Annotated in this window: 20 protein-coding genes; 9 read left to right on the forward strand and 11 right to left on the reverse strand. The window is 58.8% G+C overall.

The features are described 5' to 3' along the window. Nucleotides 1-207: 207 nt before the first annotated feature. A complete protein-coding gene (gene tcdA / locus ACW5W7_RS20445) occupies nt 208-1,014 on the forward strand; it encodes a tRNA cyclic N6-threonylcarbamoyladenosine(37) synthase TcdA (protein ID WP_456502892.1) in 807 nt (268 codons plus the stop codon). Nucleotides 1,015-1,108: 94 nt separating this feature from the next. On the opposite strand, the gene ACW5W7_RS20450 is transcribed toward tcdA, so the two are convergent. Both ACW5W7_RS20450 and ACW5W7_RS20455 read right to left on the reverse strand, forming a co-directional pair. Beyond that, nucleotides 1,109-1,546, reverse strand: a complete 438-nt coding sequence (locus ACW5W7_RS20450; RefSeq protein ID WP_456502893.1) for a SufE family protein — start codon at nt 1,544-1,546, stop codon at nt 1,109-1,111. A 13-nt stretch (nt 1,547-1,559) separates the two neighbouring features. Then, on the reverse strand, nt 1,560-2,780 hold the full coding sequence (locus ACW5W7_RS20455) for an aminotransferase class V-fold PLP-dependent enzyme (protein ID WP_456502894.1): 1,221 nt from the start codon (nt 2,778-2,780) through the stop codon (nt 1,560-1,562). A 152-nt stretch (nt 2,781-2,932) separates the two neighbouring features. Between ACW5W7_RS20455 and rep the strand changes: the two genes are divergently transcribed. Further along, complete coding sequence (rep, locus tag ACW5W7_RS20460; protein ID WP_456502895.1) at nt 2,933-4,945, forward strand: DNA helicase Rep; 2,013 nt, start codon at nt 2,933-2,935, stop codon at nt 4,943-4,945. A 37-nt stretch (nt 4,946-4,982) separates the two neighbouring features. Here rep and ACW5W7_RS20465 read toward each other — a convergent pair whose 3' ends face one another. From ACW5W7_RS20465 to ACW5W7_RS20485, 5 genes are all read right to left on the reverse strand, one after another. Continuing rightward, nucleotides 4,983-7,259, reverse strand: a complete 2,277-nt coding sequence (locus tag ACW5W7_RS20465; protein WP_456502896.1) for a putative bifunctional diguanylate cyclase/phosphodiesterase — start codon at nt 7,257-7,259, stop codon at nt 4,983-4,985. 84 nt (nt 7,260-7,343) lie between these two features. Next, on the reverse strand, nt 7,344-7,799 hold the full coding sequence (locus ACW5W7_RS20470) for a c-type cytochrome (protein WP_456502897.1): 456 nt from the start codon (nt 7,797-7,799) through the stop codon (nt 7,344-7,346). A 195-nt stretch (nt 7,800-7,994) separates the two neighbouring features. After that, the gene (gene tdh / locus ACW5W7_RS20475) at nt 7,995-9,020 is read right to left on the reverse strand and encodes an L-threonine 3-dehydrogenase (RefSeq protein WP_349920399.1); all 1,026 of its coding nucleotides are present in this window, start codon (nt 9,018-9,020) and stop codon (nt 7,995-7,997) included. A gap of 90 nt (nt 9,021-9,110) precedes the next feature. Next, nucleotides 9,111-10,301 (reverse strand): glycine C-acetyltransferase, encoded by a 1,191-nt coding sequence (locus ACW5W7_RS20480; RefSeq protein WP_456502898.1) that lies wholly within the window; start codon nt 10,299-10,301, stop codon nt 9,111-9,113. Nucleotides 10,302-10,480: 179 nt separating this feature from the next. Continuing rightward, entirely contained in the window at nt 10,481-11,125 is a 645-nt protein-coding gene (locus ACW5W7_RS20485; RefSeq protein ID WP_456502899.1) for a TetR/AcrR family transcriptional regulator, read from the reverse strand. A 156-nt stretch (nt 11,126-11,281) separates the two neighbouring features. Here ACW5W7_RS20485 and rfaD point away from each other — a divergent pair, with 156 nt between their 5' ends. The 6 genes from rfaD (at nt 11,282) to ACW5W7_RS20515 (ending at nt 18,279) form a co-directional block, all read left to right on the forward strand. Then, nucleotides 11,282-12,241, forward strand: coding sequence for an ADP-glyceromanno-heptose 6-epimerase (gene rfaD / locus ACW5W7_RS20490; protein ID WP_349920396.1), 960 nt, complete (start codon nt 11,282-11,284; stop codon nt 12,239-12,241). A gap of 86 nt (nt 12,242-12,327) precedes the next feature. Continuing rightward, the gene (locus tag ACW5W7_RS20495; RefSeq protein ID WP_456502900.1) at nt 12,328-13,449 is read left to right on the forward strand and encodes a glycosyltransferase; all 1,122 of its coding nucleotides are present in this window, start codon (nt 12,328-12,330) and stop codon (nt 13,447-13,449) included. 95 nt (nt 13,450-13,544) lie between these two features. After that, nucleotides 13,545-15,305, forward strand: a complete 1,761-nt coding sequence (locus ACW5W7_RS20500; RefSeq protein WP_456502901.1) for a polysaccharide deacetylase family protein — start codon at nt 13,545-13,547, stop codon at nt 15,303-15,305. A gap of 6 nt (nt 15,306-15,311) precedes the next feature. Next, nucleotides 15,312-16,523, forward strand: a complete 1,212-nt coding sequence (locus ACW5W7_RS20505; RefSeq protein WP_456502916.1) for an O-antigen ligase family protein — start codon at nt 15,312-15,314, stop codon at nt 16,521-16,523. Further along, nucleotides 16,520-17,197, forward strand: a complete 678-nt coding sequence (locus tag ACW5W7_RS20510; RefSeq protein WP_456502902.1) for a glycosyltransferase family 25 protein — start codon at nt 16,520-16,522, stop codon at nt 17,195-17,197. The genes ACW5W7_RS20505 and ACW5W7_RS20510 overlap by 4 nt, the downstream gene beginning before the upstream one ends. 47 nt (nt 17,198-17,244) lie before the next feature. Next, a complete protein-coding gene (locus ACW5W7_RS20515) occupies nt 17,245-18,279 on the forward strand; it encodes a glycosyltransferase family 9 protein (RefSeq protein WP_456502903.1) in 1,035 nt (344 codons plus the stop codon). Here ACW5W7_RS20515 and ACW5W7_RS20520 read toward each other — a convergent pair. From ACW5W7_RS20520 to ACW5W7_RS20535, 4 genes are all read right to left on the reverse strand, one after another. Continuing rightward, a complete protein-coding gene (locus tag ACW5W7_RS20520; protein ID WP_456502904.1) occupies nt 18,230-19,294 on the reverse strand; it encodes a glycosyltransferase family 9 protein in 1,065 nt (354 codons plus the stop codon). The genes ACW5W7_RS20515 and ACW5W7_RS20520 overlap by 50 nt on opposite strands. A 230-nt stretch (nt 19,295-19,524) precedes the next feature. Then, nucleotides 19,525-20,781: a PTS ascorbate transporter subunit IIC gene (locus tag ACW5W7_RS20525; RefSeq protein ID WP_349920389.1), complete on the reverse strand. Its 1,257-nt coding sequence runs from the start codon at nt 20,779-20,781 to the stop codon at nt 19,525-19,527. A gap of 69 nt (nt 20,782-20,850) precedes the next feature. Then, complete coding sequence (locus ACW5W7_RS20530; protein ID WP_456502905.1) at nt 20,851-21,138, reverse strand: PTS sugar transporter subunit IIB; 288 nt, start codon at nt 21,136-21,138, stop codon at nt 20,851-20,853. 34 nt (nt 21,139-21,172) lie between these two features. Further along, nucleotides 21,173-21,616 carry a PTS sugar transporter subunit IIA gene (locus ACW5W7_RS20535; protein ID WP_349920387.1) on the reverse strand — a complete coding sequence of 148 codons (444 nt, stop codon included), beginning with the start codon at nt 21,614-21,616 and terminating at the stop codon, nt 21,173-21,175. 253 nt (nt 21,617-21,869) lie between these two features. Between ACW5W7_RS20535 and ACW5W7_RS20540 the strand changes: the two genes are divergently transcribed. Further along, a complete protein-coding gene (locus ACW5W7_RS20540; protein WP_349920386.1) occupies nt 21,870-22,892 on the forward strand; it encodes a LacI family DNA-binding transcriptional regulator in 1,023 nt (340 codons plus the stop codon).

A 22,892-nucleotide genomic window follows, 5' to 3' on the forward strand; every position in this document is an offset into this window, starting at 1 on the left:
GTCACGCCGGGGGTCGCGGGTTCGAGTCCCGTCCGCTCCGCCACTAACAAGAAGCCCAGTCTAACGACTGGGCTTTTTTTCGTTTCTGCGTATCTGAATACGCCTCGTAAACCTGACCCTTCACTCCCTGTATTCACCCTATCCGATCCGATGATGTCGTAGGCCGCCGTTGCCGCTATAATGGCCGCCCTCAAGCAAGGTGGTGGTATGAAAGCAGAATATCTACAGCGATTCGGGGGCATTGCCCGTCTTTATGGCCAGAGCGCGCTCAGCTCCTTCAGCCAGGCAAGCGTCTGCGTGGTGGGCATAGGCGGTGTGGGCTCCTGGGCGGCGGAGGCGCTGGCCCGTGCCGGTATCAACCGGATCACCCTGATCGACATGGATGACATCTGCATCACCAATACCAACCGCCAGATCCACGCCATGCAGGGGACTGTTGGCCGCCTCAAAACCGAGGTGATGGCGGAGCGTATCCGTGCCATCAACCCGGATTGCGAAGTGACCGAGGTGGATGACTTCGTCACCGCCGACAATCTGGCTGAACATATCAAGAAAGAGTTCGACTATGTGGTGGACGCCATCGACTCGGTCAAGGCCAAGGTGGCGCTGATCGCCTTCTGCAAGCGCAACAAGATACCCGTGATCGTGGCGGGTGGTGCCGGTGGGCAGATGGACCCGACCCGGATCACCGTCGCCGATCTTGCCAAGACCATTCAGGATCCGCTGGCGGCCAAGGTGCGCTCTGACTTGCGCCGTCTGCATAACTTCAGCAAGAATCCAGCCCGCAAGTTTGGGGTGGAGTGCGTCTTTTCCACCGAACAGTTGAGCTACCCGGATGGCAATGGCGGCACCTGTCAGGCCAAGGCCGCCAGCGATGGCAACATGAAGATGGATTGTGCCTCCGGCTTTGGCGCCGTGACGCCGGTGACGGCCACTTTCGGCCTGGTAGCGGCATCCCGTGTGTTGAAGAAGATCGCCGAGCGGGGTGCTCGAGCCGAAAAATCCGTCGAGTAGATTTGCAGACAATGCAGAAATAAAGAGAGCGCCCAAGTGCGCTCTCTTATTTCTAGTGGTGCTCTTTATTGTGGTACTTGGAATCAGCCAGCCATCAGCGATCAGCCAGCGCCACTATGCCCTGCACTATGGCTCTGAGGCCGTTGCCCCGAGAAGGGCTCAGGTGTTTCTCCAGCCCCAGTTCGGCAAAGTAGCTATCCATATCGAACGTCTGAATAGTCTCAGCACTTTGGTGATTGAGCGCTGCCAGCACGATGACGATAAGTCCGCGCACGATGCGGGCATCGGAGTCACAGGCGAAGTGCCAGCAGCCATCCTCGCTCTGTTCTCCCTTCAGCCAGGCTTGGCTCTCGCACCCTTTCAGGCGGTTCTCTTCGATCTGCCACTCCATGGGCAGGGCAGGCAGCAGCTTGCCGAGCTGGATGATGAGCCGGTACTGGTTCTCCCAGCCCTTGGCTGCCGCAAACTGCTGACGGATGCTATTTGCGTCGGGCTCAACGCCTATCCGGGTATAGGTTGCGAGACTGTTCATTGGATGATCTGCCTTAGAAGAAGTCACAGAGTTTGTGCAGGGCGGCCAACAGGGTATCCACGTCGTTCTGATCGTTGTAGCAGGCCAGCGATACGCGCAGGGTGCCGCCGATCCCGAGGCTCTCCATCAGCGGCATGGCGCAGTGATGGCCGACCCGCAGCGCTATGCCCTGCATGTCGAGCAGAGTGGCGGCATCCTGAGGATGGATCTCGTCCAGCAGGAAGGAGACGGCGCCGGCGCGCTGCCTGGGCTCGCCGACGAGGCGCAGGCCAGGTACCTGTTGCAGTCCCGTCACCAGATAGTCGGTGAGGGCCGCTTCGTGGCGGACCAGTGCGGCTCTGTCCAGATCCGCGATGAAGTCGATGGCGCTGGCGAGGCCGATGGCACCGGCGATATGAGGGGTACCTGCCTCGAACTTGAAGGGCAGGATATTGAAGCTGGTGCCTGCGAAGCTGACCCTGTCGATCATCTCGCCGCCGGCCTGCCAGGGGGGCATGCGCTCCAGCAGGTCGGTTCGACCCCAGAGCACGCCGATCCCGGTGGGGCCATAGAGTTTGTGGCCGGAGAAGGCATAGAAGTCGCAGCCAATCTCTTGTACATCCACGTCGAGGTGGGCTACCGCCTGGGCACCGTCGATCAGGGTGAGGGCACCCACCGCCCTGGCGGCCGCCACTATCTCTTTCACCGGGTTGACGGTACCGAGGGCATTGGAGACATGAGCCACGCTTACCAGCCGGGTGCGCGGCCCCAGCAGGCTCTGGTAGGCATCCATATCGAGATCGCCCCGCTCATCGAGGGGGATGACCCGGATGAGGGTGCCGGTGCGCTGGGCGACGAGCTGCCAGGGGACGATATTGGCATGGTGCTCCAGGGTGCTGAGGATGATTTCATCCCCCGGTTGCAGCTCGCTCAGGCCCCAGCTCTGGGCCACCAGGTTGATCGCCTCCGTGGTGCCACGGGTCCAGATCACCTCCTGCGGGCGGGGAGCCTTGATAAAGCGGGCGACCGTCTCGCGGGCAGCTTCGAAGGCGCGGGTGGCACGGCCGCTCAGGGCGTGGGCGGCACGGTGCACGTTGGCGTTGTCGGTGCTGTAGTAGCGCGCGATCGCGTCCAGAACCCGCTGCGGTTTCTGGGTGGTGGCAGCGTTGTCCAGATAGATCAGGGGATGGTCGTTGACCTTCTGCGCCAAGGCCGGAAACTGGCTGCGAAGCCCGGCGTGTTGTTGCTGGTTCATGCTCCCCTCGTCATCTGCTGGAAAAGTCGGTCATGATCCTGAAAATGGTGGCCAAACACAAGGCGAAGTGATGGGGCCTGCGCGTGGTTTCGGCTGCCCGCGGGATCTCTGTTACAATGCCGCCCCTCATCATAAGCCAAGAGATCCGGCCCATGAAGCTCAACCCCAATCAGAACGAAGCGGTCAAGTTTGTCTCCGGCCCTTGCCTGGTACTGGCGGGCGCCGGATCGGGCAAGACCCGCGTCATCACCAACAAGATTGCCTACCTGGTGCAGCAGTGTAGTTATAACGCTCGCAACATTGCGGCGGTTACCTTCACCAACAAGGCGGCGCGGGAGATGAAGGAGCGGGTGGGCCAGACCCTGGGCCGCAAGGAGGCGCGGGGGCTGATGGTCTCCACCTTCCACACCCTGGGGCTGGATATCATCCGCCGCGAGCACAAGAGTCTGAATCTCAAGGCGAACTTCTCCCTGTTCGACGACACCGATCAGCTGGCGTTACTCAAAGAGCTGACCGAGGCCGAGCTCGACAACGACAAGGACAAGCTCTCCGCCCTCATCACCCAGATCTCCAACTGGAAGAACGATCTCATTCTGCCGGCCCGCGCCATGCGTATCGCCCGCGGGCCGGAAGAGGTGCTGATGGCCCAGCTCTACGAGCGCTATCACCGCCAGATGGTGGCCTACAACGCGCTGGATTTCGACGATCTCATCGTGATGCCGACCCTGTTGCTCAAGAACAACGAAGAGGTGCGCACCCGCTGGCAGAACAAGATCCGCTACCTGCTGGTCGATGAGTATCAGGATACCAACACCAGCCAGTACGAGCTGGTGAAGCAGATCGTTGGTGAGCGGGCCCGCTTCACCGTGGTGGGGGACGACGATCAGTCCATCTACTCCTGGCGTGGCGCCAAGCCGCAGAACCTGGTGCTGCTGAATGAGGACTTCCCGAGCCTCAAGCTGATCAAGCTGGAGCAGAACTACCGCTCCAAGGGGCGCATCCTGAAGTGCGCCAACATCCTGATCGCCAACAACCCCCATGTGTTCGACAAGGCACTCTTCTCCGAACTCGACTACGGGGTGCCGGTCAAGGTGCTGTTCGCCAAGAACGAGGAGCACGAGGCGGAGCGCATCGCCGCCGAGCTGATGGGCCACAAGTTCATGAACCGCACCCGCTTCAAGGACTACGCCATCCTCTATCGGGGCAACCACCAGTCGCGCATCTTCGAGAAGGCGCTGATGACCAACCGCATCCCCTATCGCATCTCCGGGGGGACCTCGTTTTTCTCCCGCACCGAGATCAAGGACATCATGGCCTACCTCAAGCTGTTGGTGAATCCGGACGAGGACACGGCGTTTTTGCGGGTGGTCAACCTGCCGCGGCGGGAGATAGGCCCCACCACCCTCGAGAAACTCGGCCAGTACGCGAACCAGCGTGGCAAGAGTCTGTTTGCCGCCAGCTTTGAACTGGGGCTGGAGCAACATTTGTCTGGCCGCGGCCTGGTCGCCTTGCAGGCCTTCACCAACTGGCTGGTGCGGCTCGGGGACGAGGCCCAGCGCGGCAACGCGGTGGAGGCGGTGCGGGACATGATCAAGGAGATCCACTATGAGGAGTGGCTCTACGAGACCTCACCCAGCCCCAAGGCGGCGGAGATGCGGATGCAGAACGTCTCCACCCTCTATCGCTGGATCACCGAGATGCTGGAGGGGAACGAGCTGGATGAGCCCATGACCTTGCCCCAGGTGGTGACCCGACTCACCCTGCGGGACATGATGGAGCGCAACGAGGGGGAGGATGATGCGGATCAGGTGCAGTTGATGACACTGCATGCCTCCAAGGGGTTGGAGTTTCCTTATGTCTACATGGTGGGAATGGAGGAGGGTCTGCTGCCACACCAGACCAGCATAGATGAAGATAACGTGGAGGAGGAGCGGCGCCTCGCCTACGTGGGCATCACCCGCGCCCAGACCGAGCTCACCTTCACCCTCTGCAAGGAGCGGCGTCAGTACGGGGAGTCGGTGCGGCCCGAGCCGAGCCGCTTCCTGCTGGAATTACCCCAGGACGACCTGGAGTGGGAAAACCAGAAGAAGGTGACCGCCGAGGAGCGCCAGCAGAAGGGGCAGGTCGGGGTTGCCAACCTGCGGGCCCTGTTTAAAAAGGATTGAGTGTCAAAAGGGCTGAATGCGACGGTTTAAACCTGCGTCAAACCATACCCGCCTGACCCAGCAGGGGGGTAATATCGGCCCCCGGCAGAGGAGGCGAGATGTGGCGTCCCTGTCCCATGGCGCAGCCGAGATCGATCAGTTTCTGCAACTGCTGGGGACTCTCGATGCCCTCGACCACCAGGGTGAAGCCAAGATCCTGGCAGATGTCCCGCATGGCCCGGATCAGCGCCAGATCCTTGGGAGAATTGAGCATGCGATGGGTGAAGCTGTCATCCACCTTGATGTAGTCCACCGGGAAGTGGAACAGGGCATTGAGGGAGGAGAAGCCGGTGCCGAAGTCATCCAGGCTGATCTGGATCCCCTTGGCCCTGAGTTCATGCAGGGCGGTGAGGGAGTCGGCACTCTGGCGCGACAGCTCCCGTTCGTTGAACTCGAAGATGAAGTAGCCCGGCATGACCCCCTCTTCCTCCATGATGTTGACCAGTTGCAGGATATGCTCCCGGCTGGCCAGATGCTTGCCTGACAGGTTGAGGGCGACCTTGAAGCGACCGGGGCCGGACACCGGCAACCAGCGCTTGAGCTGCTGGCAGGTGCGGCTGAGGATCTGTCTGTCCAGCTCCTGGATGAGGCCGCACTGCTCCGCCAGCGGAATGAAGTCGAAGGCGTCTTTCAGTTCCCCCTCCTCCGTGATCCAGCGGGCCATCACCTCCAGCGCCGTCAGACAGCTGTCCTCGAGCCGGATGACCGGCTGGAAATAGGGCACTATCCTGCCTTCCCGCAAGGCTTTGGCGAGCCGCTCCTCCGGTGAGCCTGCACTCTCCTTGCACGCCTCCGAGTAGTTGACGATGCGGCTGCGGCCATTGCGCTTGGCCTGATACATGGCGAGATCCGCCTGATGCAGCAGTTCGCTGACATCGTTGATCTGCTCGGAGACGCTGGCCACCCCCAGACTGATGGTGATGCTGAGCTCGTTGCCCTGCAGCCGGAACGGATGGGCGATGCGGCCGATCAGGCGGTTGAGTACCGGGCTGACATCCTCCTCTTCCTGGCTGTTGTCCAGGTAGATGACGAACTCATCCCCTCCGAGCCGCGCCACCATGTCGTTTTGCCGGATGCAGCTCTGCAGGCGCTTGCCGATCTCCTGCAGCAGTTGATCTCCGGCACTGTGGCCGAGGGCATCGTTGATCTGCTTGAAGTGATCTACATCGAGGAAGATCAGGGTGAAGCCAGCCGCCCGGTAGCGGCGAAAACGGGTCATGGCGTGATGGAGATGATTCATCAGCAGTGCCCGGTTTGGCAGCATGGTCAGGGGGTCGTGCAGCGCGTTGAACTGCAGCCGACGCTCCAGCTCCTGATGCTGCTTGAGCTGCTTCTGCAACCTCAGGTTGGTCTGGCGCAGCTGCTGCAGCCGTCGGTTGATGGACTCCTCGGAGTTGAGTTCATCCAACTGCTGCCTGACGCGTTTCAGTTCCAGCAGCAGGGTCAGCTGATGGCGCAGAAAGTCGAGGAACAACCGGTCATCGGCCTCCAGGGGATGAGGGGTGTTGATGATGAGGTGCGCGAAATATTGCTGTTGCTGACGCAGGGGCAGGCTGTACCAGTACATGCCCTGCTCGCAGCGCTCGACGCCGTTGGTGCTGTGGCACAGGCCCCGGATGAAGTCAGCCGGGTGGGCAAGCTGTGCCGGGTAGAGCGTCTCCAGCCGCTGGCTGCCCTGATGAACGAGCAGCATGTCCTGGACGGCCAGCATCTGGCGCAGCACGGCTTCAAGCTGGGAGAGCAGAGCGTGTTGGGGCAGGCTGTGGGCCAGCCGCATGATGCGGCTTATTTTCTCTATCTTCTGCTGCCAGTGAGGATCCCGCTGCATGAGGGGGGAGGCCTGCCCGGCCAGTTGGGTACCCGCCTGGGTTTCGTGCAGCCGCTTGGCCAGACACTCCAGCAACAGGCGCAGGGTAGCCGTCTGCTCCGGGGTCGAGCGGGCCAGCAACCACTGTACCTCGACGTGTTCCACGGGTTGCACGCACCAGCCCTGCTGCTCGTCGAGCTGGGTCAGTTGCTCCGTGAGGCGGGGCTCTTCCCGTCCCAGCCACTGCTTGAACGCCTGGGGGAGCCGCTCTTCATACAACCAGTGCACGCCGCCGTCGGCCAGGCCCAGCATGGCAAAGTGCTGCAGGGGGCAGAGTTGGTCGAGCTGCTGCACCAGGCGACCATAATCCTGTGCAGAGGCGGCGCCGGGGGCGGGGAAATCCATGATGGAAGAGACGGTCGCCAGCAAGGGCGTGGCATCGTGCGGTACGGCTGGCTGAACGGACATGCAACACTCCCGATTGAACGTACCTTCAAGGGTAGCCGGAAGTAGACAGATTGAAAGGGCTACAATAGAAGCCCTTTCAATTACTTAGAGCTTATCGATCATGTAGTGGATGGCATTCTCGAGCTCTTCATCGCTACAGGCGGCGCAGGTACCCCGAGGTGGCATCATGCCGGTCTTGCCGGTGAAGCCCTCGATGGCGTGCTTGCGCAGGGTGTCGAACCCCTGGGCGATGCGAGGTTCCCAGGCGGCCTTGTCACCCCGCTTGGGAGCACCGGCAGCGCCGGTATCATGGCAGGCGAAGCAGGCGCCCTTGAACACGGTTTCCCCGTCACGGGGGCCGGAGGAGGCAGCAGCAGCCGCGGGGGCGGCTGCCGTGGCTATCCCTTCCAGATCCTTGGCGGTATAGACCTGACCGACAGGGGCGATACGCTCGGCGATGGCCTCTGGCGACATCTCATCGGCGGCAAACGCGGCGCCGGACAGGCTGATGGCCGTGACGCCGACAGCCCATAAATAGCTCAGTTTTCTCAACACGCTCATCCACTCCCAGCTGGTTCTTATTATCCCTAGAAAACGACGGGATTATAACCGAATAGTTACAGCCATTTAAACGCTTGTGTGTGAAGTGTTAAGCAATCTGTGAAGAAAGTTTCGACAGCGAACGAGGGGAGCGACGGGAACGTAGGCAAAAAGAAACCCGGCGCTTGCCGGGTCTCTGGGGGCTGGGTCTTCACATCAATCCCAGTTCAGGATCACCTTGCCGGACTGACCCGAGCGCATGGCATCGAAGCCTTTCTGGAAATCATCGATGTGGAAGTTGTGGGTGATGATGGGGGAGAGATCCAGGCCGGACTGGATGAGGCTGGCCATCTTGTACCAGGTCTCGAACATCTCGCGGCCATAGATGCCCTTGATGAAGAGCCCCTTGAAGATCACCTTGCCCCAGTCGATGGCCATGGTGGCGGGGGGGATGCCGAGCATGGCGATTTTGCCGCCATGGTTCATCTTGTCGATCATGTCCTGGAAGGCGCTGGGCACACCGGACATCTCCAGCCCCACGTCGAAGCCCTCGGTCATGCCGAGCTCGGCCATGACATCGGAGAGCTGCTCCTTGGCCACGTTGACGGCGCGGGTCGCGCCCATCTTGCGGGCCAGTTCCAGCCGGTATTCGTTGACGTCGGTGATCACCACGTGGCGGGCACCCACGTGACGGCAGACGGCAGCGGCCATGATGCCGATGGGACCGGCGCCGGTGATGAGCACATCTTCCCCTACCAGATCGAAGGAGAGCGCCGTGTGCACGGCGTTGCCGAAGGGATCGAAGATGGCGGCCAGCTCATCGGGCACGTTGTCCGGCAGCTTGAAGGCGTTGAAGGCCGGGATCACCAGGTACTCGGCAAAGGAGCCGGGACGATTGACGCCGACGCCTATGGTGTTGCGGCACAGGTGGGTGCGACCGGCGCGGCAGTTGCGGCAGTGGCTGCAGGTGATGTGACCCTCGCCGGAGACGCGATCGCCGACCGCGAAGCCACGCACTTCCTGACCAACGGCGACGACTTCGCCCACGTATTCGTGACCCACCACCATGGGGACCGGGATGGTCTTCTGGGACCACTCGTCCCAGTTGTAGATGTGGATGTCGGTGCCACAGATGGCGGTCTTGCGGATCTTGATCAGCAGATCGTTGTGGCCGAGTTCCGGGGCCGGGACATCCGTCATCCAGATGCCGACTTCTTTCTTCAGTTTGGAGAGTGCTTTCATGACAGGGTTCCTCAGGGCACTTGGCCGAAGACAGAGGGTAATAAAATGGGGCCCAACCTTGGCCCCCGTTTTAATCAATCAGCCATGGGCTCAGATCACGCCCAGTTCGCGGCCGATGCGGATGAAGGCATCGATGGCCTTGTCCAGCTGCTCGCGGGTGTGGGCGGCGGACATCTGGGTGCGGATGCGCGCCTGACCCTTTGGCACCACGGGGAAGGAGAAGCCCACCACGTAGATGCCGGCGGCCAGCATGCGGCTCGCCATCTCGGCGGCCAGTTTGGCATCCCCCAGCATGACCGGGATGATGGCGTGATCGGCGCCGGCCAGGGTGAAGCCGGCGGCGCTCATGCGGGTGCGGAAGTAATCGCTGTTCTCTTTCAACTGGGCGCGCAGGGCGTGGCCCTCGGCCAGCATGTCGATCACCTTGATGGTGGCGGCAACGATGGAGGGAGCCAGGGAGTTGGAGAACAGATAGGGGCGGGAGCGCTGACGCAGCCAGTCGATCACTTCTTTCTTGCCGGAGGTGTAGCCGCCGGAGGCGCCACCGAGGGCCTTGCCCAGGGTGCCGGTAATGATGTCGACCCGATCCAGCACGTCGCAGTATTCGTGGGTGCCGCGACCGTTCTCGCCGATGAAGCCGACGGCGTGGGAGTCATCCACCATGACCAGGGCGTCGTACTTGTCCGCCAGATCGCAGATGGATTTCAGATCGGCAATGACGCCGTCCATGGAGAAGACGCCGTCGGTGGCGATCAGCTTGAAGCGGGCGCCATCGGCGTTGGCTTGCTTGAGCTGGGCTTCCAGCTCGGCCATGTCGTTGTTGGCGTAGCGGTAGCGTTTGGCCTTGCACAGACGCACGCCGTCGATGATGGAGGCGTGGTTGAGTGCATCGGAGATGATGGCGTCTTCGGCACCGAACAGGGTCTCGAACAACCCGCCGTTGGCGTCGAAGCAGGAGGAGTAGAGGATGCTGTCCTCGGTGCCGAGGAAGTCAGACAGCTTCTGCTCCAGCACCTTGTGCTGATCCTGGGTACCGCAGATGAAACGCACCGAGGCCATGCCGAAGCCGTGGCTGTCCAGCCCCTGATGGGCGGCGGAGATAAGCTCGGGATGGTTGGCCAGCCCCAGGTAGTTGTTGGCGCAGAAGTTCAATACCTGCTCGCCGCCCACCGCAATCCGGGCCTGCTGGGCCGAGGTGATGACGCGCTCCTGCTTGTACAGGCCTTCCGCTTTGACCTGTTCGAGCTGCTCGGTCAGGTGACGATAGAATCCGTTAGACATCCTCGGTCCTCATTCGCTGTGTTAGCTGTGTCGTTCCGGGTCTGCCTGTGCCGGCCATCTGGCCGTTGCCGCCTTCATGATGAAACGCCAGCAGACCCTGGAGTGGGCGAGATTTTACTGCAACCTCTGCTCGTTAATTCAAATTATTGTGCTGATATTCAACAATTGTGAAACAGATCTCACCCAGCTGGTTGGGCCAGCTGGTGGTAGTGTTGTTCCAGCTGGCGGATCTGATCCGCCACCTGGGGCTGCACATAGGGGCGCAGCAGGAAGAGTACGCGCAAGACCCCCTGATACAACAAGGGCTTGGTGATTCGGGTGGCGGGGGCCTGGGCTATCTGGAAGGGGATCCAGCAGGTCACCACCATCTTGATGGTCTGGCCAAGATCTGGCAGGTCATCGTCGCTGACGGTAATGATGCCGCCATCACGCAGGCTGCGAAGCAGGGCCTCCACGGCGGCCCTGAGCTGCTCCTGAGCCTTGAGATACTTCTGCTGCAGAGGGGCGTCGCGACTCAGAATGTCCGGCAGGTTTGCGTAGAAGAAACGGAACTGCCACATCAGATAGAAGATGGCGTCCAGGTAGCCCATCAGGTCTTCCAGCTTGATCTCGTGGCTGCGGGCCGGGGTAAAGCTCTCGCTCAGGTGGCGGGCATATTGATCGAAGATGGAGTGGATGATGTCTTCTTTATTGCGAAAGTGGTAATACAGATTGCCCGGGCTGATGCCGAGATGGGCGGCAATGTGGTTGGTGGTGATGTTGCGTTCACCCTGATCGTTGAACAGCTCGGTGGCGCTGTGAATGATCCTGTCTCTGGTCTTCATCGCTGATCCCTCTGCCGGGCCCCTGCCGGGGAAAGTCATCGAGGTCGAATCCCCTTGCGGCCCGTGATAAACTTTTCGGCAATTTCAAATTGGCTCACTATACACAGCTTTAACAGGCAGTCACACGTGGCCATCAACGTATGCGAGGCAAACTCCATGATCGTAGTAACTGGCGGTGCTGGCTTTATCGGCAGCAATCTGGTCAAGCAACTCAATGCCATGGGACGCACCGATGTGGTGGTCATCGACGATCTGACCGACGGCACCAAGTTCGTCAACCTGGTCGACCTCACCATCGCCGATTACATGGACAAGGATGAGTTCCAGGCGCGGATTGTCTCCGGCGACGAGTTCGAGGAGTGGGATGGCGGCATCGAGGTGATCTTCCACGAGGGTGCCTGCTCCGCCACCACAGAGTGGAACGGCAAGTTCATCATGGAGGTCAACTACGAGTACTCCAAGGATCTGTTCCACTACTGCATCGAACGCGAGATCCCCTTCATCTACGCCTCCTCCGCCGCGACTTACGGCGGGCGCAACGACAACTTCATCGAAGATCCCAAGTTCGAGCAGCCCCTCAACGTCTACGGCTACTCCAAGCAGTTGTTCGATCAGTACGTGCGTCGCCTGATGCCGGAGATAGACTCCCAGGTCGTTGGCCTCAAGTACTTCAACGTCTACGGCCCACGCGAGCAGCACAAGGGCTCCATGGCCTCCGTCGCCTTCCACCTCAATACCCAGGTGAAACAGGGTGAGAACCCCAAGCTGTTCGAAGGTTGTGACGGCTTCCCGGATGGCGGTCAGATGCGCGACTTCATCTACGTGGACGACGTCTGCAAGGTAAACCTGTGGTTCTGGCAGAACCCGCAGCACTCCGGCATCTTCAACTGCGGCACCGGCCGCGCCGAACCTTTCCAGAATGTGGCGGAAGCGGTGATCAAACATCACCAGCAAGGCGCTATTGAATACATCCCCTTCCCGGATCACCTGAAGGGTCGTTACCAGAGCTTCACCCAGGCCGACCTCACCCGCTTGCGCGGTGTCGGCTATGATGGCGAGTTCAAGACAGTGGCCGAAGGCGTGGCCGATTACATGGCCTGGCTAAACCGGGCTTGATGTAATTTTTTCAGTGACAAGGGCTACCCCTATATCGGGTAGCCCTTGTATTCTTTGTTCACGCCTTAAATTATGTGATTTCAAGTATGAAGAAAAAAGTGCTGTTCGTGATGAAAACCCTGGAGGGCGGAGGGGCCGAAAAAGTACTGGTCAACATACTCAATCATCTCGATGAAGCCAAATATGAAATAACCTTGCTGTTGCTGAAATATGAAGGGGTTTACCTGTCTTCATTGCCGAGTCACATCAAGGTGAAATATTTGCTGGGGCCTGAGCCGACGGGCTTCCTGCGTCGTGGAATCATCTATTCCATGAAGAAACGCTGGTATTCCCTGATCCTGGCCAAGCCATGGCTGGCCAATATGCTGCTTCCCGACTATTACGATGTGGGTGTCTCATTTCTAGAAGGGGATGCCAGTTTGCTGCTCTCCTATCTCAACGGCCCTCAGAAAAAAATAGCCTGGGTTCATATCGACCTTGAACGGCATCACACCTTGCCGAGAGAGGTTGAAAAGGTGGTGTATGAGCGGATGGATGAGGTCGTCTGCGTGTCGGAAGGTGTCAAGCAATCCGTACTGAATCTCCATCCTGCCCTCGAGAGCCATATTTCGGTTATTTATAATCCGGTTGATATCAACCACATCGCATTCAAAGGCCAGGAGTGCATCAAGGTCGGTGATGGCTTGAATGTGCTGGCGATTGGACGATTGCTGAACTCACAGAAGGCCTTTGATCTGTTGCTGACGGCCCATCATCGGAATATTGCAGCAGGGCTGAATTATCATCTCACCATTCTTGGTGAGGGCTCGGATAGAGAGGGATTGGAAAAATATATTCAGGAGCACCAATTGGGCAATCACACCAGCTTGCTGGGTTTTCAGGACAATCCTTATCCATATATAGCTGGCTGCGATCTCTTCGTGATGTCCTCTCGCTATGAGGGCTACCCAGTCGTTCTGGTTGAAGCCATGACACTGGGCAAGGCGATTGTCTCGACGGATTGTACCGGGCCGAAAGAGGCTCTGCATGATGGCGAATTTGGCTATCTGGTCCCCGTCAATGATGTTGATGCCCTGGCCGAGGGGATAAGGACCCTGTTGGAGGATGAGGAGGTCCGCGACCGCTACGCCAGTCTATCCAGGCAGAGATCCGATATTTTTAGCTTCAGACGAAGCATGATGGATGTCGAGCGCCTGCTAGATTCCTAATCCTCCGTTGCTTGCACCTGCTCGGCCACCGTTACCAAAGAAGTGTGGTTTTGTGGCAGAGTGGATGAGCAGCCTTAGTCGTGAGCCGAATAACTATGAATATATTGATGGCACTCTCCCAGCTCGAAGTGACGGGCGCCGAGGTTTATGCCACCACGGTGGGCAATGAGTTAACCTGCCGTGGCCACAACGTCTTCTACGTTTCAGACACCCTGACCAAGCCGACCCGGGGGCCTGTTTTCAAGCTGCGCTTCAACAAGCGCAGCATCTTGCGCCGCTTCTGGCATGTGTTTTACCTCATCTATCTCATCAAGAAGCATCACATCCAGCTGGTGCATGCCCACTCCCGTGCCTCCGGCTGGAGCAGCTACGTGGCCTGCAAGCTGACCGGCACGCCGATGATCACCACGGTTCACGGCCGCCAGCCGGTGCATGCATCGCGCAAAGCATTCCATGCGCTGGGCTACCGGGCGGTAGCGGTATGCGAGGACATCGCCCATCAGATCATCGACAACCTTGGTGTGGATCCCACCAAGGTACAGGTGCTGCGTAACGGCATTGAAACCGACAAGTTCCAGCCTGTCTCTGCCCCCAACAATCCCAAGCCGGTGATCGCCATCATAGGACGGCTGAGCGGTCCCAAGGGCGAGCTTTGCTATCGCTTGCTGGATGAGGTGCTGGACTTGGATGCCTGCCTGGTGCGAGTCGTCAGTGGCACTCAGGTGCCGGAGCGCTTTGCCCGTTTCAAGGACAAGGTCGAATTTGTCGGCTATGTGGATGATGTGCCGACCCTGCTGGCGGGTTGCGATCTGGTGATCGGGGCTGGTCGGGTGGCGATGGAGGCCTTGCTCTGCGGCCGTCCTGCCTTTGCCATCGGTGAGGCCAAGGCCATCGGGTTGGTGGATGAATCCAACCTGGACGAGGCACTGGCCAGCAACTTTGGCGACATCGGTCCGAAGGATCTGGCGATCGATTTTGCCGCACTGAGCGCTCAGATTGTCTCGGCCCTGACCTGTACCAGCGTGCCCGACCCCATTCGCCAACGTATCCATCAGGAATATGACCTGCAGGGCGTGGTGACGGGGCTTGAGTCCATCTATCAGGATGCCGTGGTGGAGACCTTGCGCCGTGAGGTGCCGGTCATCATGTATCACCGCTTCATTGAACATGAGAGCGAGAAGGGGGTGCATGGCACCTGGCTGCCCATCACCATGTTCGAAAAGCACCTCAAGCTGATGAAGTGGCTTGGCTACGAGACACTGACCTTCAGGGATCTGGCAGACAAGGGATTTATCCACCGTCTGCAATACGACAAGAAGTACCTGATGATCACCGTCGACGACGGTTATCGGGACAACCTGACCCGCATGCTGCCGCTGCTTGAAAAATATGGTTACAAAGCCGTGGTGTACATAGTGACGGGTGAAGATCACAATCGCTGGGATGTGGAGCATCCGACCCACCCGGACAGGCCGGTATCGCTGATGAATGCCGACGAAATTCGCATGTTGGGGGCATCTGAGCATATCGAGATCGGGGGTCATACCTTGACCCACCCACGTCTGAGCCAGCTTACCCCCGAGCAGCAGGCACACGAGATCCAGGCCAACAAACAGAGGCTGGAGCAGTTGCTCGATCATTCACTCATCACGTTTGCCTACCCTTACGGGGATCTGAATGACAGTGCTAAAGCTCAGGTAACGGCTGCGGGTTATCGCTATGCTGTGGCTACCAACAGTGGCCCCAAAGCCATGCATCAGGATCCGCTCCAGATCCGCCGAATCGCCATCTTCCCCCGTACCGATATGTTCGGGCTGTGGCGAAAGATCCGTGGCAACTATGTGTTCAGGAAATAAGACTTGATGTTGATTAAGCCTCGTAAACTGCTCGATAGAGCAACGACCACTGTTTATGCACTGACCATCATGTTTGCCTTCTGCGGACTTTTCCTGGTTCCGTCTGGTCAAAGCATTCTATCCAATCTGCTGGTGGTATCAGGCGTGTTTGGTCTGCTGAATTATTTCGTGGGAGGCAGCAGGGATGTCTTCTTTATCGATCGTCGTCTGCTATGGGCATTTATGTTTTATGCGGCGATAATCTTGCTTAACAGGGTTGTGCATGGTGATCAATATGGCATTATGCGAGGCCTGTTCTACGTGTCAATATTCTCTCTGATGATGCCCAAGAATAAAATAATACTCTCTCTGGGTTGGGTCGCTATTGTCGCTGGGGGAATTGGATTAGGTTTATTGAGTGTCTGGCAGTTCAAATCTGGGCTGATAAGAGTCGAAGGGTTTACCAACGCCATACTTTTCTCTCAGGCCGCACTGATTCTTGCCATATTAAATTGGTGTGCTTTCAGTCAGTCAAAAGAAAATAATATAATAAAATACATTGCCCTGTTTTCCATGATGTCCTCTATTGTTGCACTGTATTTCTCTCAGAGTCGGGGTGTGTGGTTGGCTTTGGGGGGCGTGATTATTATACATGTTATATACAAGGGCTTTCATAAGCCTGTTAAATATACCATTGTTGCACTCTTGTTGGCAGCCTCAATGGGGGGGATATATCAAACCAATAAAATTGTGCAGGATAGAGTCGCCGATGCAGCCTCGGATATAAGAGGGATAGAAGGTGGGACTTATTACTCCTCATGGGGACTGCGAGTCGTTGCATGGGAGAGTGCGTGGCTAGGTTTCTTGAACTCACCGATCATCGGTGTCGGTACTGATGGCTTTACTGCGGTCAAAGAGCAGCAAGTTGCACAGGGCTTGGTATCCCCCTTGGTAATGGATCCGGCGTTAGTGCACGCACATAGTCAATATATGCAGAATCTAGTGGTCAGGGGGCTCATCGGAATATTTGGTTTGCTGATTTTCATCTTTTACCCGATGAAGCTGCTGGTAGAGAAAACTGGCTGGGGATCTCTCTATATGATGATCCCACTGTCTATTTCTATTTGCGCATTCAGCGATGTCCCGTTTGAACATCAAAATGTACTCTATCTATATTCACTGAGCCTTGTTTTTGCTTGGTGTGCGACAGAATTCACTATGAAAGAGAATCAGTCATGATCCCAGTCTTTGTCATCAGCCTTCTTAGAAGCCATGATCGCCGCCATTTTATCGATCAGCACTTGGGTAGCCGGGCTATCGACTTCGCATTTTTTGATGCCGTAGACGGAAAGTCATTGTCAGAAGATGAATTGAAAAAAGTGGATTTCCCCATGGCCAAGCAATTTTGCGGTCACGACCTGAGTCTGGGGGAAGTTGGCTGCGCCATGAGCCATATCCGTATCTACGAGATGATGGTCGCCAGGAATATTGAGCGCTGTGTCGTGCTGGAAGACGATATCTATCTGCACAGCAACTTCAAATCCATCCTGTCAAAAGCAATATCCGCCAGCCAGTCTGATATTGTTTTCTTGCACCATGGCAAGGTGAAGTCTTGGCCATGGATGAAAAAAATGCCGGAAGGATATCGCCTTGCCAGCTATATCTCACCGAGTCGAAACTCCAAGCGCGGAATCATATCGACGGCAGGGTATATATTGACCTTGTCTGGCGCCAAGAAGCTGTTAAGCAAGGCCTATCCCATCCGGATGCCGTCTGATTATCTGACGGGAAGGTTGCAGCTCAACGGCCTGACGGCTTCGGGGATTGAGCCCTGCTGCATGGATGTCGGCCTGTTCGATACCACTATTGATGACCGCAATTACGGCCCCCATGTGGGCGGTGAAGGGGCGTGATGGTGATAGGCTACCTTCAACTGTTGCGTGATCGGGTGCGTAGGGCCTTGGGCATCTTCTTGTTTGACAAGAAGATGCCGTCCGGTATCCAGGGGGAGATCCACCATATATTGGTGGTGCGCTGGGATGCCAAGCTGGGGGACTCCTTCATCTCCTCCTTTTTCTTCCGGGAGATAAAAAAGCTGCCGGGTAACAAGAAAGTAACGGTTATCACGACCCCAGCCCTGGCCAGCCTGTATCGGGATTGCTTTGGTGTCGATGAGGTCATCGAGATCAACAAGCGGCCCGGCTATGGTGCCATCAAGAAGATGGCCGCAGCCATTCCCCATGTCGATCTGGTGATACACCTCACCGAGGGGATGAAGATGAAGGATCTCTATCTCCTTCACCGGCTCTCTCCCACCCACGTTGCCTCGCTCGATGACAGCATCGGGCGTGTGAATATCAAGCTGTCCAAGGCGACGGCCGGTTTGCTGTTCCAGGATAAATACCGCTATTTGCTCTCTCTGCTGGGGGCGAAAGAGGTGGATCAGCAATACATCATCCCGGTGGTGGGGAAGGGCAATGTGACCTCGCCCTGTGAGGATCTCATCCTCATCAATCCCTTTGGCAGCACCCAGTACAAGTCCTTCTCCCACAACAAGGTGGTCAGCTTGCTGCAGACGTTGGGAAGGGAATTCGCAGGTCACCGCTTCGGTGTGCTGTCATCCCCGGCGACGGATACCGTGGCGAGAGCCATGATCAACGCCTGTTCAACTAGCAATGTGATGCTGGTGGAGGGCGTATTGACGATAGATGATGCTATCTATTGCGTGCAGCAAGCAAAGGCTGTGCTGTCAGTGGATACCGCTATAGTGCATATCGCTGTCGGACTGCAGAAGCCGCTGGTAGCCATCTACCCGCGCCACGGCGAGACGTTCAACCAGTGGCTGCCGACCCGCACGCCGCGGGTCCGGATCCTGTTCAGCGATTCCCCTGGCCTGAATGCCGACATGAACAATGTCGATGACAGGTCCGTCTGCGAGGCGCTGTCTAGTCTGCTGTCTGTGACTGAACCAGCAGAGCCGCGAGCCGCTGAATAACCAGTTCCGGCGTAATTGAGCGGAACAGGGCCTCATCGAAGGCGTCCTTCTCCTGGGCGGGTAGCTGAAAGTCCGCCCCCTTGGCATCGAAGATATCGATGGCCTGATAACGGGGGTGGTTCACCGGGTTGGCGATGATCTTGTCGCCGCCCGGGGCCACTATGGTCAGCAGCGGCAGGCCGATGGCTTGGGCCATGTGCCGCGGACCCGTGTCGTTGCCGACGAACAGCTGGCAGTGGGCGAAGAGGCCGACCAGCTCCCGTACCGAGCGGGTCTGGATATGGTCAAACACGCTGGCTTGCAGCGTTTCTGGTAGCAGTGGCTTGAGGCCCCGGTTGTACTCTTCTTCCCCCGGGCCGCAGTAGATCAGGATCTGGGCGTCGTGCTCCTCGATGAGCCAGCGCGCCACCGCCGCAAAACAATCGATGGGCCAGCGCTTGTAGTGACCGAGGGAGTTGACGCCCATGGCGATGAGGGGCTTGCTCAGATCCACCCCGGCCGCCTGCAGGCTCTCGCGTCCCTGTTGCTTCTCCGCATCACTCAGCCAGAGATAGTAGTTGCGATCCTCTTGTGCTAGTCCGAGGGGTTTTAGCAGTGAGAATCTGTCGTCAACCAGGGTACTGTTGCCCTGATGTTCTGTGTCTTTGCGAAACCGCACTATGCGATTGTGGCCGAGTCGCCAGGGGAAGGAGTCAAAGCCGATGCGCAATCGGGCCCCGGACAGCAGGCAGGTCAGCAGGCCAATCATCTGGCCCTGGCTGTTCACCACCACGTCGTAGCGCTCGCGTCGAATATCAAGCAACACGTCTTTCATATAGCGCCATTCGTTGCGGCGCTTCTTCTCGATGACGATCAACCTGTCGATATTCGGGTTGCCCTCTGCCATGCCCGCGCAGTAATCCATCACCAGATAGTGCACTTCCCCAGCGGGATCATGCTGCTTGAGGTTGTTGCACAGGGCGGTGGAGATCAGCACGTCCCCTATCTGTTTGGTTTGTACTACCAGGTATTTCATGGAGAAGGCCTCGATGGAGGTCGGGTGGTTCGTGAGCCCGACAGCATATCGCACTCATTGGTCAGATGCTGCCGCGACGGTGTGAAAATCCGATCACCGGCACTGTGGTGACCAGATTTATTTAATCGGTGCGGGGAGATCCGCCACGCAGGGCGGGTTGATGCAGCGACATGTAAAAAGGCACGACCCCGGGTCGTGCCTTTTGTCGGCTATATCGTGGCGATGTCGGATCAGCGCACGATCAGGCCAAGCAGTATGCCTACCACACCGAAGTCGGCATCGCTGAAGGTTGTGTTGGCAAAGCCGAGATCCCCCAGCACCGGCAGCAGGAACACCGGCAGGAAGGTGATCAGCAGGCCGTTGGCGAAGGCACCCAGCAGAGCACCGCGACGACCGCCGGTGGCGTTGCCGAAGACCCCGGCAGCGGCGCCGACGAAGAAGTGCGGTACCACCCCCGGGATGATGACGGTGAGCCCCAGCAGGTAGAGCAGCACCATGCCTGCCAGGCCGGCGGTGAAGCTCGACAGGAAGCCGATCAGCACGGCGTTGGGGGCATAGGGGAAGACGATGGGGCAGTCCAGCGCCGGCTTGGCGTTGGGGACCAGCTTGTCGGAGATCCCTTTGAAGGCCGGCACGATTTCGGCGATGACCATGCGCACACCCTGCAGGATGACGTAGACACCGGCGGCGAAGGTGATGGACTGCATCAGGGAGAACATGAACCAGTGCTTGCCTTTGGCAACGCTGGAAACGAACTCGGGGCCGGCGAAGGCGGAGGTGATGAGGAAGATGATGCCCATGGTGAAGGAGATGGCTACCGGGGTATCGCGTAGGAACAGCAGGCTCTTGGGCACCTGCACCTCTTCACTGCTGTGGGCCTTGTTGCCGAATTTGGCGCCGATCCAGCCCGCCAGCACGTAGGAGACGGTGGAGAAGTGGCCGAGCGCCACATCGTCCGAGCCGGTGATCTGCTTCATGTAGGGGTGGGCGAGGGCCGGGAACAGCACCATGGTCACACCGACCACCAGGCTGCCGACCGCGATCAAGGGGATGCCGCTCATGCCACCGGCGGAGAGGATGGCTGCCACCATCATGGACATGAACAGGGTGTGGTGACCGGTCAGGAAGATGAATTTCCAGGGGGTGAGGCGGGCGATCAGGATGTTCACCAGCATGGCGAAGAACATGATCATCGCCATCTCCTTGCCGAACGACTGCTGAGCGATGGAGACGATGGCCTCGTTGTTGGGGACCACCCCCTTGATGCCGAAGGCGTGCTGGAAGATGGTGGCGAAGTCGCCGAGCGAGTTCACCACCAGGGTGGCGCCGGCCCCTAGGATGACGAAGCCCATGATGGTCTTGACCGTGCCCTTGATGCACTCGGTCACGGGTTTCTTCTGGGCAATCAAGCCGATAAGGGCGATCAGGCCGACCAGCACGGCCGGCTCCGACAGCACGTCAAACATCAGAAAATTGAAAAATTCCATGGTCAGCTCCAATCAATGGAAGAGGCGGCCCTCGGGCCGCAGTGTTGAACTCGCCGCAGGGTCACGAACTCAGAGTGCGCCCAGCTCGCGCAGGGCGGCGGAGAGCCGCTCCTTCATGGCAACCTTGTCGACCATGTTGTCCAGCGACACCAGTCGGCCGTTGACCCCCATGCTGGTGAGTTGTTCGGCGATGTCGCGGGTGGCGACGAAGATCTCGGCGCTCTCGCTGCCGGCAGAGGCGAGATCCCGGTGATCCACCTCGGCGGCCACATTCAGCTCCTTCAGAATGCTCTTGATGCTCATCTCCATCATCAGGCTGGTGCCCAGGCCGTGTCCGCATACAACCAGAATTTTCATTGTCTCTACCTCTGTCAGGGCGCCGGGGCGCAGCTCAATAGCGCGCCAGGATGCGCAAGATGTCGTCTTTGGTGTCGGCCGCGATGATGGCCGCCACGTCTTCTTCGTTCATGAACAGCTCGGCCAGCTGGGCGATGGTCTCCACATGAGAGTTGCTGTCGCTGGCGGCCAGGGTGACCAGCAGCTGGATAGGGTCATTGCCCTCCGAGTCGAAATTGACCCCCTCTTTCAGCACCGTCAGCCCCAGTCCCAGCCGGTTGACCCCGTCTTCCGGGCGGGCATGGGGCATGGCGAGGCCCGGGCCCAGCACATAGTAGGGGCCGAGTTCCTCGTGGGAGCGATACAGGGCCGCCACGTAGGAAGGCTCAATGGTGCCGTTGGCCAGCAGGGGCGCGGTGGCGAGCTCGATGGCATGGCGCCAGTCGCGGGCGCCCGCCTCGATGGAAATGACCTCCTCGGTCAGCAGTTCAGTCAGCATGGTGGTATCCGGCTGGTTGAGATGGGGCCAATCTAGCGATCTTGCCTTGGCATAACTGTGAGCCTGATCTCGAAAGTTAGCGCTACCAGATAGCGCTAACAGTGAATTGTGATAGCGCTATCATTTTATTGTTAAAAGGGAGTCATCCTAACCCCTGGCAGGTCGATACGGAGTAGAATCCGGCTTGAGCAAATAGTCAGTGCCCCGCTTTTGCCTTAAAGTGAGCAAGCCCGCATGCCGAGGAAGGAAATAGATGTCAGAAGTTAAGAAACGCCGCAGCACGGGTCGGGTGACCCTCAATGAGGTCGCCAGGCTGGCCGGTGTGGGTGCCATGACGGTATCGCGGGCGCTGCGTACTCCCGAGCTGGTGTCGGACAAGATGCGCGAGCGCATCGAGGCGGCGGTGGATGAGCTCGGCTATATCCCCAACCGGGCTGCCGGGGCACTCGCTTCCGCCACTTCCCAGACCATAGTGGTCATAGTCCCGAGCCTGGCGGAGCGCGGCTGTGGCGACATGGTCGCCGGTCTGCAGCAGACCCTGCTGGCGGAGGGTTACCAGATCATGCTGGGGGATGCCCAACACATGAAACAGCAGGAGGAGAGCCTGCTCGGCAACTTCCTGCAGCACAATCCGGCCGCCGTGGTGCTGTTTGGCGGCGATCCTGGCGAGACGGTGCGCACCCGCCTGAAGGCGGCACGCCTGCCGGTGGTGGAGGTGGGGGCCATGGCGCGTCAGCCCATCGACATGAACGTCGGCGTCTCCAATTTTGACGCGGGTTATCAGCTGACCCGCCACCTCATCGAACGGGGTTATCGCAACATCGGTTTCCTCTGCGCCCGCCAGGAGCAATGGATGCTGCAGCAACGCATGCAGGGCTGGCAGAAGGCCCTGCTGGACAACTATCTCTCGCCGGACGCCATCGTCAATACTTCGGAGTTGCCCAGTTTCAGTACGGGCGCCGCCATGCTGGGGGAGTTCCTGCTGCGCTGGCCCGAACTGGATGCGCTGATCTGCGTCAACGACGAGCTGGCTGCCGGCGTGCTATTTGAATGCCAGCGTCGCCACCTGAGCGTACCGGGCAAGCTCGCCATCGCCGGTTTCGACGATCTGGACGTGGCGCGGGCCTGTTACCCGGCCCTCACCTCGGTCAGGATCCCTTATCACCAGATGGGGCAGCAGGCAGCGGATCTCATCCTGCGCCAGCTGTCGGGGGAGGCCGTGGCAAATACGGCCCTGACCCTGGATTTTCAACTGCAAAAGCGTCAGAGCACCTGA

It is taken from the genome of Aeromonas intestinalis, assembly GCF_054052485.1.

Coding starts and splice junctions, on each gene's coding strand:
- tcdA (WP_456502892.1), top strand. CDS start 208: ATGAAAGCAGAATATCTACAGCGATTCGGGGGCATTGCCCGTCTTTAT.
- ACW5W7_RS20450 (WP_456502893.1), bottom strand. CDS start 1,546: ATGAACAGTCTCGCAACCTATACCCGGATAGGCGTTGAGCCCGACGCA.
- ACW5W7_RS20455 (WP_456502894.1), bottom strand. CDS start 2,780: ATGAACCAGCAACAACACGCCGGGCTTCGCAGCCAGTTTCCGGCCTTG.
- rep (WP_456502895.1), top strand. CDS start 2,933: ATGAAGCTCAACCCCAATCAGAACGAAGCGGTCAAGTTTGTCTCCGGC.
- ACW5W7_RS20465 (WP_456502896.1), bottom strand. CDS start 7,259: ATGTCCGTTCAGCCAGCCGTACCGCACGATGCCACGCCCTTGCTGGCG.
- ACW5W7_RS20470 (WP_456502897.1), bottom strand. CDS start 7,799: ATGAGCGTGTTGAGAAAACTGAGCTATTTATGGGCTGTCGGCGTCACG.
- tdh (WP_349920399.1), bottom strand. CDS start 9,020: ATGAAAGCACTCTCCAAACTGAAGAAAGAAGTCGGCATCTGGATGACG.
- ACW5W7_RS20480 (WP_456502898.1), bottom strand. CDS start 10,301: ATGTCTAACGGATTCTATCGTCACCTGACCGAGCAGCTCGAACAGGTC.
- ACW5W7_RS20485 (WP_456502899.1), bottom strand. CDS start 11,125: ATGAAGACCAGAGACAGGATCATTCACAGCGCCACCGAGCTGTTCAAC.
- rfaD (WP_349920396.1), top strand. CDS start 11,282: ATGATCGTAGTAACTGGCGGTGCTGGCTTTATCGGCAGCAATCTGGTC.
- ACW5W7_RS20495 (WP_456502900.1), top strand. CDS start 12,328: ATGAAGAAAAAAGTGCTGTTCGTGATGAAAACCCTGGAGGGCGGAGGG.
- ACW5W7_RS20500 (WP_456502901.1), top strand. CDS start 13,545: ATGAATATATTGATGGCACTCTCCCAGCTCGAAGTGACGGGCGCCGAG.
- ACW5W7_RS20505 (WP_456502916.1), top strand. CDS start 15,312: ATGTTGATTAAGCCTCGTAAACTGCTCGATAGAGCAACGACCACTGTT.
- ACW5W7_RS20510 (WP_456502902.1), top strand. CDS start 16,520: ATGATCCCAGTCTTTGTCATCAGCCTTCTTAGAAGCCATGATCGCCGC.
- ACW5W7_RS20520 (WP_456502904.1), bottom strand. CDS start 19,294: ATGAAATACCTGGTAGTACAAACCAAACAGATAGGGGACGTGCTGATC.
- ACW5W7_RS20525 (WP_349920389.1), bottom strand. CDS start 20,781: ATGGAATTTTTCAATTTTCTGATGTTTGACGTGCTGTCGGAGCCGGCC.
- ACW5W7_RS20530 (WP_456502905.1), bottom strand. CDS start 21,138: ATGAAAATTCTGGTTGTATGCGGACACGGCCTGGGCACCAGCCTGATG.
- ACW5W7_RS20535 (WP_349920387.1), bottom strand. CDS start 21,616: ATGCTGACTGAACTGCTGACCGAGGAGGTCATTTCCATCGAGGCGGGC.
- ACW5W7_RS20540 (WP_349920386.1), top strand. CDS start 21,870: ATGTCAGAAGTTAAGAAACGCCGCAGCACGGGTCGGGTGACCCTCAAT.